This window comes from Thauera sp. 2A1, assembly GCF_009469595.2.
GTDB lineage: Bacteria > Pseudomonadota > Gammaproteobacteria > Burkholderiales > Rhodocyclaceae > Thauera.
Genome location: NZ_SSXV01000019.1, coordinates 1 through 15708, shown reverse-complemented (window position 1 = coordinate 15708; position 15708 = coordinate 1). Strand labels below are relative to the sequence as shown.

Genomic DNA, 15708 nt, shown 5'->3' with positions numbered 1-15708 from the left:
TATAGGGGAAAATCCCTAGTCCGGACGCGGTCGTGACGGCCGTTCGCCGCCGCCAAGACACGAAGCACCGTTCCTCGAATGCTGCCGCGCCCCGCTCACACCGGCGCATCGAAACCGGCGCCCTCCACCGCGGCGCGCATCGCATCCACCGTCACCTTTGCCGGATCGAAATGCACCCGCGCCTGTGCCGCCTCGAGCGAAACGTCGGCGTCCGCCACGCCGGGCAGCGCCTTCAGCACCCCCGTCACGCTGCGTACGCAGCCGCCGCAGGTCATTCCTTGCACCTTGATCGTCACTTCGTCCATCGCTTCCTCCGTTGTCAGCGTCCATGAATTGAAGAAACACTCGCTGCACCGCCTCCAGCCCTCAGCGCCCGGGGCGCCAGCGCTTGAGCAGCAGCGAATTGCTCACCACCGAAACCGAACTCATCGCCATCGCCGCCCCGGCGATCACCGGGTTCAGCATGCCCGCCGCCGCGAGGGGAATGCCGAGCACGTTGTAGATGAAGGCAAAGAACAGATTCTGGCGGATCTTCGACAGGGTCGCGCGCGACAGGTCGATGGCGTCGGCCACGCCCTGCAGGCTGTTGCGCACCAGCGTGATGTCGGCGGCCTCGACCGCCACGTCGGCACCGACTCCGATCGCGAACGACACGTCCGCTGCCGCCAGCGCAGGCGCATCGTTGATGCCGTCGCCAGCCATGCCGATGCGCTCGCCCGGTGCCGCAAGCGCCTTCACCGCCGCGGCCTTGTCGCCCGGCAGCACGCCGGCACGCCATTCGTGGATGCCCGTTTCGCGCGCGATCGCCGCCGCGGTGGCGGGATGGTCGCCCGTCAGCATCACCACCCGCAGCCCGCGCGTCTTCAGGCGCGCCACGGCCGCAGCGGAATCCGCGCGCACGCGGTCGGCAACGCCGATCAGTCCGGCGAAACGCCCTGCGCAAGCCACCGCAACCAGGGTGTGACCCGCCGCCGCCATCTCGCCCAGCATTGTCGGCGGAACCGCCACGCCGCGTTCGGCGACAAAATCGGGCGAACCGAGGACCACCTCGGCCCAGCCTTCCTCCCGGCGCACGCGTCCCTCGACGCCCTTGCCACCCAGCGCGCGGACGGCCTCGGTCTGCGCCAGGGCCACACCGGTCTCCTTTGCCGCGGCCACCACTGCGGCGGCGATCGGATGCCCGCTGCTCTGCTCCAGCGCGGCGGCAACGCCCAGCACGCTCTCGCGAGTCCAGCCTTCTCCCGTCCTCACTTCGGTGACCGCGGGCTTGCCCTCAGTCAGCGTGCCGGTCTTGTCCACCGCGAGCACCCGGATCCGCTCGGCCAGTTCCAGCGCCTCGACGTTCTTCACCAGCATGCCGGCGCGCGCGCCCTGGCCGGTGCCGACCATGATCGCCGTCGGCGTGGCCAGTCCCAGCGCACAGGGACAGGCGATCACCAGCACCGCCACCGCGTTGATCAGCGCCTGCTGGAAGTCTCCGCTCCACAGCCACCAGCCGGCGAACGTCACCAGCGCGACCAGCACCACCGCCGGCACGAACACCGCGGCGATGCGGTCTGCCATGCGCTGCACCGGCGCCTTGGAGCCCTGCGCCTGCTCCACCAGGCGGATGATTCCTGCGAGCATGGTGCTCGCCCCCACGCCGGTCGCGCGGCAGCGCAACACGCCCTCGCCATTGATCGTCGCGGCGAACACCGTGTCGCCGGCGTGCTTGTCCACCGGCAGGCTCTCGCCGGTCAGCATCGCCTCGTTCAGCGCCGACCTGCCGCTCTCGATCACGCCATCCACCGGCACTGCATCGCCCGGGCGCAGCAGGAAGGCATCTCCCGGCTGCAGCGTCTCGACCGGCACTTCGACCACCTCGCCGCCGCGCTCGATGCGGGCCATCTTCGGCTGCAGCCGCAGCAGCGCATCGATCGCCGCCGTGGTGCGCGCCTTCGCACGGGCTTCGAGCAGCTTGCCGAGCAGGATCAGCGTGATGATCATCGCCGAGGCCTCGAAATAGACGTGCAGGTCGTGCCGGCCGGCGAGCGTCACCGCGAGGCTGTAGATATAGGCGATGCTGGTTCCCAGCACCACCAGCACGTCCATGTTCGCGCTGCCGCCACGCAGCGACGCCCACGCGCCGCGATAGAAACGCGCGCCGATCCAGAACTGCACGGGTGTGGCCAGCAGCAGCTGGATCCAGCGTGGCACGAGATCGTGCTGACCTTCGGCAAGCGGCCACCAGCCGAACATCGCCGGCATCTGCGCCGCCAGCGGCAGCGTGAGCAGGGCTGCGATCCAGAAATGTCGCATCTCCAGCCGCCACTCGGCCTCGTGGCGCGCGCGCGTCTGTTCGCGCTGCAGCGCGCCGGTCTCGGTGGCACCGAATCCGGCACGGGCAACAGCGGCCTTCGCCGCCTCGACGGTGAGCGCGCCACTCGGATAACGCAGCGTCGCCCGCTCGGTCGCGAGATTGACGGTCGCCTCGACGTCCGGCAGCCGGTTCAGCACCTTCTCCAGCCGGGTGGAACAAGCTGCACAGGTCATACCGGAGATGGCGAGTTCCAGCGTTTCCCGCGAGGCTCCGGCGACCGACGACGCGCCTGTCTCGAGTGTGATTTCCGACATGGCATCCTCTTGCGCATGTTGATGATGAGGCGCAGTCTAAAGGCCGTACCGAAGTACGGAGTCAACCCCATGGACAGAAAAAGCGCGCAGGAATTCGATCGAACCGCCACGACAAAGACTGCAGCAAAGACAGCGACGCAGACGACAAGATCTGCGCCATTGACCATCGGCGCGCTTGCCAAAGCGGCTGGGGTCGGCGTGGAGACCATCCGCTACTACCAGCGCCGCGGCCTGCTGCGCGAACCACAGCAGACGCGCGGTGCCTACCGGGTATATGGCGAAGCCGAACTCGCGCGCCTGACGGCAATCCGGCGCGCACAGCAGCTCGGCTTTTCGCTCGACGAGATCGACGGACTGCTCGCGCTGAACGAGGAGCGCGACCGCGACCGCGCGCGCGACGCCGCGCAGGCGAAGATCGAACTCATCGAATCACGCATCCGACAGTTGCAGGACATGCGCGATGCGCTGGCCGAACTCGTGCATTGCTGTGAGCACACCGATTCACCCGCCCCGTGCCCGATCCTGCGAGCGCTGTCGAGCGCATGAGCAGCGAAGCGAGCGCCCTGCCGCCACGCGTGGAGCACGCACACGCTTGGCCATCGGGTGGGGCGTTTGTGGCGCAGGCGAGGACTGTCTGAGCCGAGCGCAGCGAAGGCGAGTTCCGCAGCCTGCAGAACAAATGCCCCGCCCGATGGCCAGGTCACGGCGAGCAACGAATCAAACTGCGCAGACCACCCCGCTCCATAGATCACCGCCCAGCGTGGGCGCGTGGTAAAGGCCAAAGAGGCCGAACCCCAGCACCAGCAACCCCGAGGCGAAACGCACCTTGCGGTTACGGGTGAAGTCGCGGAAGCGCTTGAACAGCATGCCGGCCAGCAGGAGGTTGGGCAGCGTGCCCAGGCCGAAAGCCAGCATCAGGCCGGCGCCGCGCGCGCCCGAACCCGTGACGAGCGCGGTGGCGAGGATGGAATACGTCAGGCCGCAGGGAATGAAGCCCCACAACAGGCCGAGCGGCAGGGCCTGCCTGACCGAACGCGCCGGCAGGAAGCGGCGGGTGGCAGGCTGGATGCGGCGCCAGAGCACATGGCCGGCGCGCTCGATCGGCGCCAGCAGACGGGTGAAGCCGGTGAGGTAAAGGCCGAGTGCGACGAGCATCAGATTGGCCAGCACATAAAGCGTAAGCTGCACCGGAAGCATGCCGTCGTAAAGCATGCCGACCGACCCCAGCGCCCCGACCACCCCGCCGATCGCGGTGTAGGTCGTGATCCGACCCAGGTTGTAAGCCAGGTGTAGCGGCCATTGCGGCTTGCTGCCCGGGGTCCGCACCTGCACGGTGAGGGCGCCGACGATGCCGCCGCACATCGCCACGCAGTGCGTGCCGCCGAGCAGGCCGATCAGGAAGACAGCGAGGTAGCCGGTTTCAGGCATGGGCTGGATGGGGAAGCGGATTCGACACGGTGCAACATTCTACGCCAGGCTGCTCCCCTGCCCGGATCAGATCACGCGCGAATAACGGGTGCGCTCGCGGTCGGCGCGCAGGTAGCGGTCGAACACCATCGCGATGCCCCGCACCAGCAGGCGGCCGGCAGGCTGCACGCTGATCCAGTCGCCTTCGACCTTCAGCAGCCCGGCCTTCTGCATCTCCTTGAGATCCTCCAGCTCCTCGGCGAAGTATTCACGGAAGTTGATCAGGTGCGCGATCTCGATCGACTGCATCGACAGTTCGAAATGGCACATCAGCGCCTGGATCACCGCGCGCCGCAGCAGATCGTCGGCGGTGAGCTCGATGCCGCGCAGCACCGGCAGCTCGTCGCGATCGAGCGCGTCGTAGTACTCGTCCAGCGTCTTCACGTTCTGCGAATAGACCGGCCCGACCTTGCCGATCGCCGACACGCCGAAAGCAAGCAGATCGCATTCGGCATGCGTCGAATAACCCTGGAAGTTGCGGTGCAGCCGTCCCTGCCGCTGCGCCACGGTCAGCTCGTCGTCCGGCTTGGCGAAGTGGTCCATGCCGATATAGACGTAGCCCGCCTCGGTAAGCCGGCGGATGCCGAGCTGCAGCAGTTGCAGCTTGGTGTCGGGAGTGGGCATGTCGCCGGTGGCGATGCGACGCTGCGGCTTGAACAGCCCCGGCAGGTGCGCATAGCTGTAGAGGGACACGCGGTCCGGCGCGATCTGCAGCACCTGCTCCAGCGTGCGGTTGAAGCTGATCACGTTCTGCTTGGGCAGGCCGTAGATCAGGTCCATGCTGACCGACTTGAAGCCGGTCTGGCGCGCCGAGTCGATGACGAGCTTGGTCTCGTCGAAGCTCTGGATGCGATTCACCGCCTTCTGCACGTCTTCGGCGAAGTCCTGCACGCCCACACTCATGCGGTTGAAGCCGAGGTCGGCGAGCAGCTTCACTGTGTCGAAATCGACCTTGCGCGGATCCACTTCGATCGAGTACTCGCCATTGGGCACCAGCGTGAAGTGCTCGCGCACGGCCCCCATCAGCTCGCGCATTTCGTCGTGCGACAGGAAGGTGGGCGTACCTCCGCCGAGGTGCAACTGCGTGACCTGCCGACTGCCCTCCAGGCAGGCGGCCTGCATCGCGATCTCTTTCGCCAGATATTTCAGGTACTTCGCCGAGCGCCCATGATCCTTGGTGATGATCTTGTTGCAGGCGCAGTAGTAGCAGATCGTGTTACAGAAAGGGATGTGGAAGTATAATGAAAGCGGTTTGCTCACGCCGCCAATGGCCCGCTTTGCCAGCCATGCCTTCAAGGCATCGGCGTTGAACGCCTCGACGAAACGGTCGGCGGTCGGATACGACGTGTAACGCGGTCCGTTGATGTCGAAGCGGCGAATCAGTTGCGGGTCGAAGATGAGATCGGTCTGACTGGTCATTGTCGTGCTGCAGGCTCGGCTGACGGGATGTGCCGAACAATGGCAGATCACCGCGATTTTGTGGTTGACGTCGATCAACGGTGTCCGGAATGCACCGGCATCAGCAATGTGACAAGGGAAACAAGAATTCGTGCAGATGAAGGCGGCAGTTCCCATCACCGTCAATGGGCTCAAGGCATCCTGCTCGCAGTGTAACCTCGTCGAGCTGTGTCTGCCGTTCGGGATGTCCGAGCACGACCTCAACCGCCTCGACGAGCTTGTCGGTGCGCGCCGCAAGATCAAGCGCCAGCAGAGCCTCTATCGCGCTGGCGACCCCTTCGAGGCGATCTATGCGATCCGTGCCGGCTCCTTCAAGACCGACGTGCTGCTGGAGGATGGTCGCGACCAGGTCACGGGCTTCCAGATGACCGGCGAAATCCTCGGCCTCGACGGCATCAGCGCCGAGACCCACTCCTGCAACGCGATCGCACTCGAGGACAGTGAAGTCTGCGTCATCCCCTACGGCAAGCTCGAAGAGATGTCGCGCGAGGTCGAAGGGCTGCAGCACCAGTTCCACAAGGTGATGAGCCGCGAGATCGTCCGCGACCACGGCGTGATGATGCTGCTCGGTTCGATGCGCGCCGAGGAGCGACTTGCGGCCTTCCTGCTCAACATGTCGCAGCGCTTCACTGCACGTGGCTTCTCACCGGCCGAGTTCCACCTGCGCATGACGCGCGACGAGATCGGCTCCTACCTCGGACTCAAGCTCGAGACCGTCTCGCGCGCCTTCTCCCGCTTCCAGGAAGACGGGCTGGTGAGCGTGCAGCAGAAGCACATTCGCATCCTGAACGCGTCCGGGCTCAAGCGCCTGCTGCAGCATCAGTCGGGCGGACGCTGACAAACGCCTGCGTCGCGACGTGCGCCGTGCGGGCGTCGGCTCACGCCGCGGCGCCGAGCGCCGCAAGATAGCCCAACGGGTTCTTCGTCAAGGCAACCGACACGATCCACAGGAACACCGCGATGGCCGCCGCGAAAGCCGCAAGACGGACCGCCGGGGTGCGTCCACGCTTGAGCGCCACCGTACCGAGCAGGATGTAGGCGATCAGGCCCAGCACCTTGGCCGTCACCCACGCGGCGACGAAGGGGTATTGCCCGATCATGGCGGCCAGCACAAGCGCGCTGCCGAGCAGCAGCGTATCGATGATGTGCGGCAGCACCCGGGTCAGCCGGTGCCGCAACAAGGCGCTGCCGCCAAGCATCCAGGCGCCGCGCAGCAGAAAACCCAGCCCGCTGAGGACCACGCAGGTGACATGAAGATGTTTGATCGCAAGGTACATCTCGACTCTCGAATCCGGAATGCGGCACTTTTCGTCTGGGAAGCGACCCTAACACGAGCGAGTTAAAATTGCTTCTCACTACGGAGAGCATGCTGATGGCCCCCCCACCTGTCGATATTCCCACCCTGTTGCGCCGCATTCCCCTGTTCAGCGAACTGTCGGACGCCGATCTGGAGCTTGTTCTGCGCTTCGCGCGCGAGCGGCGCCTTGCCCGTGGCGAGGTGCTGTTCCAGCGCGGTGACATGGCGCACGGCTTTTACTTTCTGGTGAGCGGCCAGGTCAAGCTGGCTTTCTCGTCCGCCCAGGGCACCGAGAAAGTGGTCGAGATCCTCGGCCCGATGCAGAGCTTCGGCGAAGCGGTGATGTTCATGAACCGGCCCTATCCGGTGTTCGCCGAGGCGCTGAGCGAAAGCGTGCTGCTGCACATCGGCCAGGCCGTGGTCACCGAGCTCATCGAGCAGGATCCGAAGTTCGCGCTCAAGCTGCTGGCCGGCATGTCGGTGCGCATGCACGGTCTGGTGAGCGACGTCGAGACCTACTCCCTGCGCTCCAGCGTGCAGCGTGTGATCGGCTATCTGCTGCAGCAGGCCGACAGCGACAAGCCCTGCGAATTCGCGCTGCCGACCAGCAAGCAGGTCATTGCCTCGCGGCTCAATCTGACGCCCGAGACCCTGTCGCGCATCTTCCACGACCTGTCCGATGCGGGTCTCGTCACCGTCCAGGGCAAGCACATCACGCTCCACGACCCTGCCAGGCTGGCCCGCTACCAGAGCTGAGCCGACGACCCTCGAACCTGCGCTGGCCGCAGCGCCGTCGAACAGCCGTCCCTTGCGCCGCGCCTGCCGCCGCCTCAACGCACGACGTACGCCTGCCCCCGTTCGGGAATCAACGGCGCCGGCCACCCGAGGGCGGACTGTATGGCATCGCAGAATGCAGTGGCCGCCGTCATCTCGCCATGCACGACGAACACCCGGCGCGGCGGAAGGCGCAGATGGCGTAGCCATCCGAGCAAGGCCGGCTGGTCCGCGTGGGCCGAAAGACCGCCAATCGTGTAGATGCGCGCGCGCACCGGGACGCGGTCGCCGAACAGGGTGACATAGCGCGCCCCGTCGACCAGGCGGCGGCCGAGGGTGCCGGCCGCCTGGAAGCCGACGATGACGACCGCGCATTCACGCCGATCCAGGTTGTAACGCAGGTGGTGCTTGACGCGGCCCGCTTCGCACATCCCTGACGCTGAGATGATCACCAGTCCGCCGCGGCACTCGTTGAGCGCGATCGACTCTTCCACGTCCTCGACGAAGCGCACGTGAAAGCGATCGGTGTGGTGTTGCGCCCAGCGGTAAAGCTCGCGCGTCTCGTCGTCCCAGAGCTCCTCGTGCTTCACGGTGAGCGCCGTGACTGCCGACGCCATCGGCGAATCCACCACGACCTGCAGCTTGTCGATGCGCCCCGCACGCACGAGATCTGCCAGCACGAACAGCAGTTCCTGGGTACGACCCACCGCGAATGACGGAATGATGACATTGCCTCCATCGCGCTTCAGAGTCTGCTGCAGCGCGTAAGTCAGCTCGTCCATGGTCTGCGCCATCTGCCGGTGCGCCCGGTTGCCGTAGGTGGACTCGATGCACAGGATGTCGGCGTGATCGACGAATTCCGGATCGCGCAGCACCGGTCGCAACGGCTGTCCGAGATCGCCACTGAAAACGATCCTGCGCAGCGCACCTTGCGCCGCCAGGTCAACCTCGATGAATGCCGAGCCGAGGATGTGCCCCGCATCACGGAATCGGCAACGCACGCCGCGTCCGGGCTCGAAGCCCTCCTCGTAGTCGATCGCCCGCAGGCGCGAAAGGCTCAGCCGGGCCTGCTCCACGGTGTAGAGCGGGGCGACGTCCCAGCCGCGTCGCGCGTGGCGGGCGCGATCGTGGCGGTTGGTCCACTCCGCCTCCTTTTCCTGGATATGGGCCGAATCCAGCAGCATCACCCCGAGCAGATCCACGGTTGCCCTGGTCGCGTAGATCGGCCCCTTGTAGCCGAGCGCAACCAGCCGCGGCAGCAAGCCGGAATGGTCGAGATGAGCGTGTGTCAGGAGGACGAAATCGATCTGTTTCACGTCCAGATCCAGCGCACGCACATTGCGCATCGCAGCGTCCCGGCCGCCCTGGAAAAGCCCGCAATCGACGAGAAAGCTGCCGCCCTCGTGCCTGACCAGGGTGCATGAGCCGGTAACCTCTCCCGCAGCACCGAGAAAACTCAATTCCATTGTCGCTCCCCCTCCTTTTGGCATGCGCAAGCGGTCGTGCTTGACGACCGTCAAACCGCCAATCGCGCATTCGCTGGCTATAATGAGGCGTCGAACACACTACCAAGGGAGCCCCGCGATGTTCAAACATTTCCTCGTGCCCACCGATGGTTCCGCGCTGTCGGAGAGCACGGTTGCGCGTGCCGTATCCTTTGCCAAGGAAGCCGGTGCGCGTGTCACCTTCTTCTACTCTCAGCCTGATTTTCCGATGCCGATCTACGGCGAAGGCGCGCTGATCGACCCGACCACGCCCGAGCAGTTCGCCAAGGCGGCGGCAGCCGAAGCCGAGCAGATCCTGCAGCGCGCGAAGGCAGTGGCGGACGCCGAAGGCGTTGCCGCCGATACCGACACCGTGGTGAACGAGATCCCGTACGAAGCCATCATCGACGCGGCGGATCGCCACGGTTGCGACCTGATCTTCATGGCATCGCATGGCCGTCGCGGCATCGCCGGCCTGCTGCTCGGCAGTGAGACGCAGAAAGTCCTCACCCACAGCAAGACACCGGTTCTCGTCTATCGGTGAAAGCAGGTGTTCGACACTGGAAACAAGACGGCCCGCCGAAGCGGGCCGTCTTGTTTTCTGGCGTGGTACGACTAACGGGGCTGGTTCACTTCCCTTGCCGGGCGCTCGAGAAAGATCGTGGTCAGGCTGGAAGCAGCACAAACCAGCCAGAAGCCGATGAAACCGATCGAGTAGGTCGCCACCGCACTGTAATGCACCGGCTGCCCAAACAAATAGAGCTCCTGCGGATCGATCACGGTAAAGAAGACGCCTTCCGCCAAAGCTGCAATCAGGAAGGACGGCCACAAAACGAGGATCCACTTGCGCATCGCTTCTTCTCCTTTCTCCGTGATCAACTCCGCTCAATGCGCCAGCCTGGCGCTACGCTCAGCCTCGGCCATATGGCGCTTGGCGTAGCCATGAAGGAATCAGCCCATCACCACGATGAAACCAATGGTAAACACGCTCAGCCTCCGGTGTCAGCGCTGAGAAGTTCTTTCAGGGCCATGGCAAACCTGCTTGTTACGATGACAGGTCAAGAACTGGATGGATCCATCCGGATTTCCGTCTCTGTCGGGAGGTATGCGGCCCCGTTCATTCGCCAGACTCGGGACTCGTCTTCCAACTGGAACAGCCAACGCCCGGCCGCGAGCGTCTTCATATCGCCTTCATAGACACCATCGGTGCCGCTGAAGGTCAGCACCTGATCCAGGCCGGTGCGTGTCGGATGCGAAATCGTCACGATCAGTCCTGACGGCAGATCTTTGCGATCGCGCGCCATGAGCTGGACGCGCAGCCGCTCGCTACGCACCTGCACAAGCGCCGACAGGCCGAGCTCGCGCGCGTGCGTCGTACGTTCGATCGTCTGCACGATCGCATTACCCTCCTTGTAGTAGTCGTCGACCACAAGGCCATCCCAGCTTCGGATCGCAATCACCAGCGTCGCGATGCCGGCGATCACCGCGATGGCCGGCAACGCGATCAGGAACCACGGCCATCCCTGCCGGTACCAGCGGGCGTCTTTTCTATCGGTCAAAGTCGTGCTCATCATCAACGGGGGAAGAGGAAAGTTGTTTTTTCATGCACCTTCAGCGCGGGATCGTCCTCGGCCTTCACGTCGATGGCGAGCTCGTTCGCACCGGGCTTGCCGGACTCGGCCGGGACCAGCACACGCAAGGTGACGGCTTCGGTCGCCGCCGCCCCCACCTTGATCCGGCTCTCGCCATCGATCTTCGCGCCGTCCAGCCCGGAAACCGAAAAGTCGAATGCGCGCGGCGCTTCGGTCATGTTCATGACCTGCAGCCGGTACACGTTCTCGATCATGCCGTCCTCCACTTCTCGCGCCAGCGAAGTGCGATCGCGGATCACGTCCACCCGCAAGGGCTCACGCGAAGCAAGGCCGATCAAGAGACCGACGCACACCAGGGCCAGGACGGCGCCGTAGAGCAGCGTGCGCGGGCGCATCACATGCCCGAGGATTTCCTTGCTGCCCCAATGCTGCTTGATCGCGTTCTCGGTCGAGTAGCGAATCAGGCCGCGCGGATAGCTCATCTTGTCCATGACCTGGTCGCAAGCGTCGATGCAGGCGGCACAGCCGATGCACTCATACTGCAGGCCTTCGCGGATGTCGATGCCGGTCGGGCAGACTTGCACGCAGATGCCGCAGTCGATGCAGTCGCCCTTATTCACGGTGCGCGGATCGATCCCCTTCTTGCGGGTGCCACGCGGCTCGCCACGCGCCTCGTCGTAGGTGATCACCAGCGTGTCGGGGTCGAACATCACGCTCTGGAAACGGGCGTAGGGGCACATGTACTTGCACACCTGCTCGCGCATGACGCCCGCAAACAGATAGGTGAAGCTGCCGTAGAACAGGATCCAGAACAGTTCCCACGGGCCGAAACCGAAGGTCGCCACTGAATGCAACAGCTCGCTCAGCGGAGAAAAATAGGCGACAAACGTGAAGCCGGTCCACAGTGCAACGACCGCCCAAGCGCCGTATTTGGCGCTGCGGATCGCCAGCTTGCGGCCGCTCATCGGCGCCTGATCGAGCTTCTGGCGCTTGTTATGGTCGCCTTCGATCTTCTGCTCGATCCACATGAAGATCTCGGTGTACACCGTCTGCGGGCAGGCATAGCCACACCACAATCGCCCCGCCACCGCAGTGAAGAAGAACAGTGCGTACGCGGAAATGATCAGCAGGATGGCCAGGAAGAACACGTCCTGCGGCCAGAAGACCCAGCCGAAGATGTAGAACTTGCGCTCGGTAAGGTGAAACAGGACAGCCTGCCGGTTGTTCCATGTCAACCAGGGCAGGCCGTAAAAGACGATCTGAGTGAGCCACACCAAGGCCCAGCGCCACCTTGCAAAAACGCCAGTGACCGCTCGGACGTAGAGCTTCTTGCGCGGGGAATAGAGGACTTCTTCACGCTCGGCGGCACCATCCTTGCCGGGCGCGGGCTTGGGCGAAGCGTCTTTCATGATCGTCTTATTAGTGGATACTAATTTAACCGCAACAAGATACCCCGGAGGCTGGGCTCCGGGGCAGGCATGCTTACTTCTTGCTCAGGCCGACGACGTAGGCTGCGAGCAGATGCACCTTGTCTTCACCGAGGAATTCACCGAACTGCGGCATCCGGTTGTTGCGGCCATTCGTGATCGTCTCGATGATCGTCGCTTCGGACGAGCCATAGAGCCAGATCTTGTTCGTCAGGTTCGGAGCACCCATCGCCGGTCCACCCTTGGCATCGGCACCGTGGCACGCAACACAGTTCTGCTGGAACAGCTCGGCACCGCGCTGCGCACGCAGCGAGTCGTGTGCCAGGCCGGACAGCGAGCGCACGTAGTTGGCCACATCCTTCACGCCTTCCCCGCCAAGCGACGGACCGAACGGAGGCATCATCGCGATGCGGCCGCCAAGGATCGTCGTCTTGATCGTTTCGGGTTCGCCACCCCACTGCCACTCTTCATCGGTCAGGTTCGGGAAGCCCTTTGCACCCTGGGCAGCCGAACCGTGGCACTGCGCACAGTAGGTCAGGAACATGCGCTGACCCATGGCCTTGGCCTCCGGATCAGCGGCCACGGCAGCCAGATCCATGCCACGATACTTGGCGAAGATCGGGCCGTACTTCTCGTTGGCCGCCTTCATTTCTGCCTCGTACTGGGCGTGTTCGCCGCGATCCTGGTTGGTCTTGCCGAAGCCCGGATAGATCGACAGATACACCACCGCAAACGCGATGGTGATCCAGAACAGGTACATCCACCAACGCGGCAGCGGGTTGTTGTACTCGGCGAGCGTCTCATCCCAGACGTGGCCGTGCAGTTCGACCGGCCCCGATTCCCGCTTCGTCATGTTCGAGACCAGCACGAACACGCAGAACAGCAGGCTGAGGGCGACGATCACCATCACATACATGTTCCAGAAACCGCTGATAAAGTCAGCCATTTTGTCTTCCTTCTTGTTCTTGCCGGCTCATGCTGACCGGCAGATCGTCATCGTCCAGAGGGAGCCGCGCCGCTTCTTCAAAACCGGCCTGCGCCTGTCGGCTGTACGCCCAGGCGCAGATGCCCAGGAAAGACAACAGCCCCATGACGGTGATGATGCTTCTGAAGTCGTTGATATCCACGGCGCATTCCCCCCTTACTTCACGTTCTGCAGCGCGAGACCCATGCCCTGCAGGTAAGCGATGACGGCGTCGAGCTCGGTCTTGCCCTTGAGGGCCTCGGGCGCGGCGGCGATTTCCTCGTCGCTGTACTTGTGCAGGCCGACCTTGTTCAGCGCGCGCATGCGGTCCTGGATGTCATCGCCCTTCGCCGGACGGTTCAGCCATGGGAACGCGGGCATGTTCGACTCAGGCACGACGTCACGCGGATTGAGGAGGTGAACCCTGTGCCATTCGTCCGAGTAACGGCCGCCGACACGGGCCAGATCCGGCCCCGTCCGCTTGGAGCCCCACTGGAACGGGTGGTCGTAGATGTACTCGCCCGCCACCGAGTAATGGCCATAACGTTCGGTCTCGGCGCGGAACGGGCGGATCATCTGCGAGTGGCAGTTGTAGCAGCCTTCGCGGATGTAGATGTCGCGACCGACCAGGCGCACCGGATCATAGGGCTTCACATTGAGCTGATTGCCCTTGTAGTCGACCGGACTCGTGGTCGAGTGCTGGAAGAACAACGGCACGATTTCCAGCAGACCGCCCACGCTCACCGTCAGCAGCGTAAGGACGATCAGCAGGAAGACGTTGCTCTCGATCTTTTCGTGCTTCATCTTGTTTTTCTCCGGTTATCAGTGAGCGGCCGCAGGCGCGAGCACCGGCGCGTTGTAGGCCTTCTCACCCGCAATCGTCTTCACCATGTTGTAGAACATGATGAGCATGCCGGTCAGGAACAGCACGCCGCCGGCCAGACGAATCGTCCAGAACGGATAGCTGGCCTTCACGCTTTCCACGAAGGAGTACGTCAGCGTGCCATCCGGGTTGGTGGCGCGCCACATCAGGCCCTGCATCACGCCGGCGATCCACATCGACGCGATGTACAGCACGACGCCGATGGTGGCGATCCAGAAGTGCGCATTGATGAGCTTCACGCTGTACATCTCGGTCTTGCCGTACATGCGAGGAAGCAGGAAGTAGATCGAGCCGATCGACACCATCGCCACCCAGCCGAGGGCGCCGGAGTGCACGTGGCCAATGGTCCAGTCCGTGTAGTGCGACAGCGCATTCACGGTCTTCACCGACATCATCGGGCCTTCGAAGGTGGACATGCCGTAGAAGGACAGCGAGGTGATCAGGAACTTCAGGATCGGGTCGGTACGCAGCTTGTGCCAGGCGCCCGACAGGGTCAGCACGCCGTTGATCATGCCACCCCAGGACGGCGCAAGCAGGATCAGCGAGAACACCATGCCGACGGACTGGGTCCAGTCAGGCAGCGCGGTGTAGTGCAGGTGGTGCGGACCCGCCCACATGTAGGTGAAGATCAGCGCCCAGAAGTGCACCACGGAGAGGCGATACGAGTACACCGGGCGCTCGGCCTGCTTCGGCACGAAGTAGTACATCATGCCCAGGAAGCCCGCGGTCAGGAAGAAGCCCACCGCGTTGTGGCCGTACCACCACTGCACCATGGCGTCCTGCACGCCGGCATAAGCCGAATAGGACTTCATGCCAGTGAGCGAAACCGGGATTGCCGCGCTATTGACGATGTGAAGCAGCGCCACGGCGAGGATGAAGCCGCCATAGAACCAGTTGGCAACGTAGATGTGCGACACCTTGCGCTTGGCGATGGTGCCGAAGAACACGATCGCGTACGACACCCACACCACGGCGATCAGCAGGTCGATCGGCCATTCGAGCTCTGCGTATTCCTTGCCCTGGGTGTAGCCCAGCGGCAGGGTGATCGCGGCGAGCACGATGACGAGCTGCCAGCCCCAGAAGGTGAACGACGCCAGCGCCGGCGCGAACAGCCGGGTGTGACAGGTGCGTTGAACGACGTAGTAGGACGTCGCGAACAGCGCACAGCCACCGAAGGCGAAGATCACCGCGTTGGTATGCAGCGGACGGAGCCTGCCGAAGTGCAGGAATTCGTGGACGTTCAGTTCAGGCCATACGAGCTGTGCTGCGGCGATGACACCGACCAGCATGCCCACGATGCCCCACACCACCGTCATGATGGCGAACTGGCGCACGACTTTATAGTTATAAGTCGCTTGCGATTGCATGTGAGTCACCTCTACGAAAGAAAACTCTTTGGGGTACAGCCCCGCGCTGCAAGGCACCGCAGCGCAAAAATCGCCGCAAGAATACCGCGGGGCGGGGTCCACAATTTGATACAGATCAACATTGTATTGCACCGCGGCAGCCAGCGGAAGCAAGATGACCAAACGGCGCGGCTGAGGGGCGCGAAATGTGCCGTGGCGGGCTGCGCGAGCCGATTCATCCGGAATGAACCCGCGGGATTCGACAGCCAAAAAAAAGGTTCTTCGCGCGATCCGGGGGAGGTAGTGGTTGACGGGTCGGAGGTTGGTAGATTGGCAGTCGCCAAACAAACCGATCCCCTTCCTCTTTCCCGTCATGCGCGATGCTATGTTGGGCGTGGTCCTC

Annotated in this window: 17 protein-coding genes; 4 read left to right on the top strand and 13 right to left on the bottom strand. The window is 63.9% G+C overall.

Annotated features, from left to right (window positions below; genetic code table 11):
• Positions 1–95 precede the first annotated feature (95 nt).
• Together GH664_RS16020 and GH664_RS16015 are read right to left on the bottom strand one after the other, a co-directional pair.
• Positions 96–305, bottom strand: coding sequence for a heavy-metal-associated domain-containing protein (locus GH664_RS16020; protein WP_153169077.1), 210 nt, complete (start codon positions 303–305; stop codon positions 96–98).
• A 61-nt stretch (positions 306–366) separates the two neighbouring features.
• On the bottom strand, positions 367–2613 hold the full coding sequence (locus GH664_RS16015) for a cation-translocating P-type ATPase (protein WP_153169076.1): 2247 nt from the start codon (positions 2611–2613) through the stop codon (positions 367–369).
• A 69-nt stretch (positions 2614–2682) separates the two neighbouring features.
• On the opposite strand from GH664_RS16015, the gene GH664_RS16010 reads away from it, so the two are divergent.
• The gene (locus GH664_RS16010) at positions 2683–3159 is read left to right on the top strand and encodes a MerR family transcriptional regulator (RefSeq protein WP_153169075.1); all 477 of its coding nucleotides are present in this window, start codon (positions 2683–2685) and stop codon (positions 3157–3159) included.
• A gap of 171 nt (positions 3160–3330) precedes the next feature.
• Here the strand turns inward: GH664_RS16010 and GH664_RS16005 are convergent, their stop codons facing one another.
• Positions 3331–4041, bottom strand: a complete 711-nt coding sequence (locus GH664_RS16005; protein WP_153169074.1) for a sulfite exporter TauE/SafE family protein — start codon at positions 4039–4041, stop codon at positions 3331–3333.
• Between the two features lie 66 nt (positions 4042–4107).
• Positions 4108–5499, bottom strand: a complete 1392-nt coding sequence (gene hemN, locus GH664_RS16000; RefSeq protein ID WP_153169073.1) for an oxygen-independent coproporphyrinogen III oxidase — start codon at positions 5497–5499, stop codon at positions 4108–4110.
• Positions 5500–5635: 136 nt separating this feature from the next.
• Between hemN and fnr the strand changes: the two genes are divergently transcribed.
• The gene (gene fnr, locus GH664_RS15995; protein WP_153169072.1) at positions 5636–6376 is read left to right on the top strand and encodes a fumarate/nitrate reduction transcriptional regulator Fnr; all 741 of its coding nucleotides are present in this window, start codon (positions 5636–5638) and stop codon (positions 6374–6376) included.
• Positions 6377–6416: 40 nt separating this feature from the next.
• Here the strand turns inward: fnr and GH664_RS15990 are convergent, their stop codons facing one another.
• Complete coding sequence (locus GH664_RS15990) at positions 6417–6815, bottom strand: SirB2 family protein (RefSeq protein ID WP_153169071.1); 399 nt, start codon at positions 6813–6815, stop codon at positions 6417–6419.
• A gap of 95 nt (positions 6816–6910) precedes the next feature.
• On the opposite strand from GH664_RS15990, the gene GH664_RS15985 reads away from it, so the two are divergent.
• Complete coding sequence (locus GH664_RS15985) at positions 6911–7591, top strand: Crp/Fnr family transcriptional regulator (RefSeq protein WP_153169070.1); 681 nt, start codon at positions 6911–6913, stop codon at positions 7589–7591.
• Positions 7592–7665: 74 nt separating this feature from the next.
• On the opposite strand, the gene GH664_RS15980 is transcribed toward GH664_RS15985, so the two are convergent.
• Positions 7666–9075 (bottom strand): MBL fold metallo-hydrolase RNA specificity domain-containing protein, encoded by a 1410-nt coding sequence (locus GH664_RS15980; RefSeq protein ID WP_153169069.1) that lies wholly within the window; start codon positions 9073–9075, stop codon positions 7666–7668.
• A 118-nt stretch (positions 9076–9193) separates the two neighbouring features.
• Here GH664_RS15980 and GH664_RS15975 point away from each other — a divergent pair, with 118 nt between their 5' ends.
• A complete protein-coding gene (locus GH664_RS15975) occupies positions 9194–9637 on the top strand; it encodes a universal stress protein (RefSeq protein ID WP_153169068.1) in 444 nt (147 codons plus the stop codon).
• A 71-nt stretch (positions 9638–9708) separates the two neighbouring features.
• Here GH664_RS15975 and GH664_RS15970 read toward each other — a convergent pair whose 3' ends face one another.
• From GH664_RS15970 to ccoN, 7 genes are all read right to left on the bottom strand, one after another.
• A complete protein-coding gene (locus tag GH664_RS15970) occupies positions 9709–9945 on the bottom strand; it encodes a hypothetical protein (protein ID WP_153169067.1) in 237 nt (78 codons plus the stop codon).
• A gap of 206 nt (positions 9946–10151) precedes the next feature.
• Positions 10152–10664, bottom strand: a complete 513-nt coding sequence (locus GH664_RS15965; protein ID WP_153169066.1) for a FixH family protein — start codon at positions 10662–10664, stop codon at positions 10152–10154.
• Positions 10665–10666: 2 nt separating this feature from the next.
• Complete coding sequence (gene ccoG, locus GH664_RS15960) at positions 10667–12094, bottom strand: cytochrome c oxidase accessory protein CcoG (protein WP_153169065.1); 1428 nt, start codon at positions 12092–12094, stop codon at positions 10667–10669.
• A gap of 73 nt (positions 12095–12167) precedes the next feature.
• Positions 12168–13058: a cytochrome-c oxidase, cbb3-type subunit III gene (ccoP, locus tag GH664_RS15955; protein WP_153169064.1), complete on the bottom strand. Its 891-nt coding sequence runs from the start codon at positions 13056–13058 to the stop codon at positions 12168–12170.
• Positions 13051–13239 carry a cbb3-type cytochrome c oxidase subunit 3 gene (locus GH664_RS15950; protein ID WP_153169063.1) on the bottom strand — a complete coding sequence of 63 codons (189 nt, stop codon included), beginning with the start codon at positions 13237–13239 and terminating at the stop codon, positions 13051–13053. The genes ccoP and GH664_RS15950 overlap by 8 nt, the downstream gene beginning before the upstream one ends.
• A 14-nt stretch (positions 13240–13253) precedes the next feature.
• Positions 13254–13880: a cytochrome-c oxidase, cbb3-type subunit II gene (gene ccoO, locus GH664_RS15945; RefSeq protein WP_153169062.1), complete on the bottom strand. Its 627-nt coding sequence runs from the start codon at positions 13878–13880 to the stop codon at positions 13254–13256.
• Positions 13881–13898: 18 nt separating this feature from the next.
• On the bottom strand, positions 13899–15326 hold the full coding sequence (ccoN, locus tag GH664_RS15940) for a cytochrome-c oxidase, cbb3-type subunit I (protein WP_153169061.1): 1428 nt from the start codon (positions 15324–15326) through the stop codon (positions 13899–13901).
• Between the last annotated feature and the right edge of the window lie 382 nt (positions 15327–15708).

Bases quoted from the DNA above. Each gene is read 5' to 3' on its own strand.
- GH664_RS16020 (WP_153169077.1), bottom strand. From the start codon at position 305: ATGGACGAAGTGACGATCAAGGTGCAAGGAATGACCTGCGGCGGCTGC.
- GH664_RS16015 (WP_153169076.1), bottom strand. From the start codon at position 2,613: ATGTCGGAAATCACACTCGAGACAGGCGCGTCGTCGGTCGCCGGAGCC.
- GH664_RS16010 (WP_153169075.1), top strand. From the start codon at position 2,683: ATGGACAGAAAAAGCGCGCAGGAATTCGATCGAACCGCCACGACAAAG.
- GH664_RS16005 (WP_153169074.1), bottom strand. From the start codon at position 4,041: ATGCCTGAAACCGGCTACCTCGCTGTCTTCCTGATCGGCCTGCTCGGC.
- hemN (WP_153169073.1), bottom strand. From the start codon at position 5,499: ATGACCAGTCAGACCGATCTCATCTTCGACCCGCAACTGATTCGCCGC.
- fnr (WP_153169072.1), top strand. From the start codon at position 5,636: ATGAAGGCGGCAGTTCCCATCACCGTCAATGGGCTCAAGGCATCCTGC.
- GH664_RS15990 (WP_153169071.1), bottom strand. From the start codon at position 6,815: ATGTACCTTGCGATCAAACATCTTCATGTCACCTGCGTGGTCCTCAGC.
- GH664_RS15985 (WP_153169070.1), top strand. From the start codon at position 6,911: ATGGCCCCCCCACCTGTCGATATTCCCACCCTGTTGCGCCGCATTCCC.
- GH664_RS15980 (WP_153169069.1), bottom strand. From the start codon at position 9,075: ATGGAATTGAGTTTTCTCGGTGCTGCGGGAGAGGTTACCGGCTCATGC.
- GH664_RS15975 (WP_153169068.1), top strand. From the start codon at position 9,194: ATGTTCAAACATTTCCTCGTGCCCACCGATGGTTCCGCGCTGTCGGAG.
- GH664_RS15970 (WP_153169067.1), bottom strand. From the start codon at position 9,945: ATGCGCAAGTGGATCCTCGTTTTGTGGCCGTCCTTCCTGATTGCAGCT.
- GH664_RS15965 (WP_153169066.1), bottom strand. From the start codon at position 10,664: ATGAGCACGACTTTGACCGATAGAAAAGACGCCCGCTGGTACCGGCAG.
- ccoG (WP_153169065.1), bottom strand. From the start codon at position 12,094: ATGAAAGACGCTTCGCCCAAGCCCGCGCCCGGCAAGGATGGTGCCGCC.
- ccoP (WP_153169064.1), bottom strand. From the start codon at position 13,058: ATGGCTGACTTTATCAGCGGTTTCTGGAACATGTATGTGATGGTGATC.
- ccoO (WP_153169062.1), bottom strand. From the start codon at position 13,880: ATGAAGCACGAAAAGATCGAGAGCAACGTCTTCCTGCTGATCGTCCTT.
- ccoN (WP_153169061.1), bottom strand. From the start codon at position 15,326: ATGCAATCGCAAGCGACTTATAACTATAAAGTCGTGCGCCAGTTCGCC.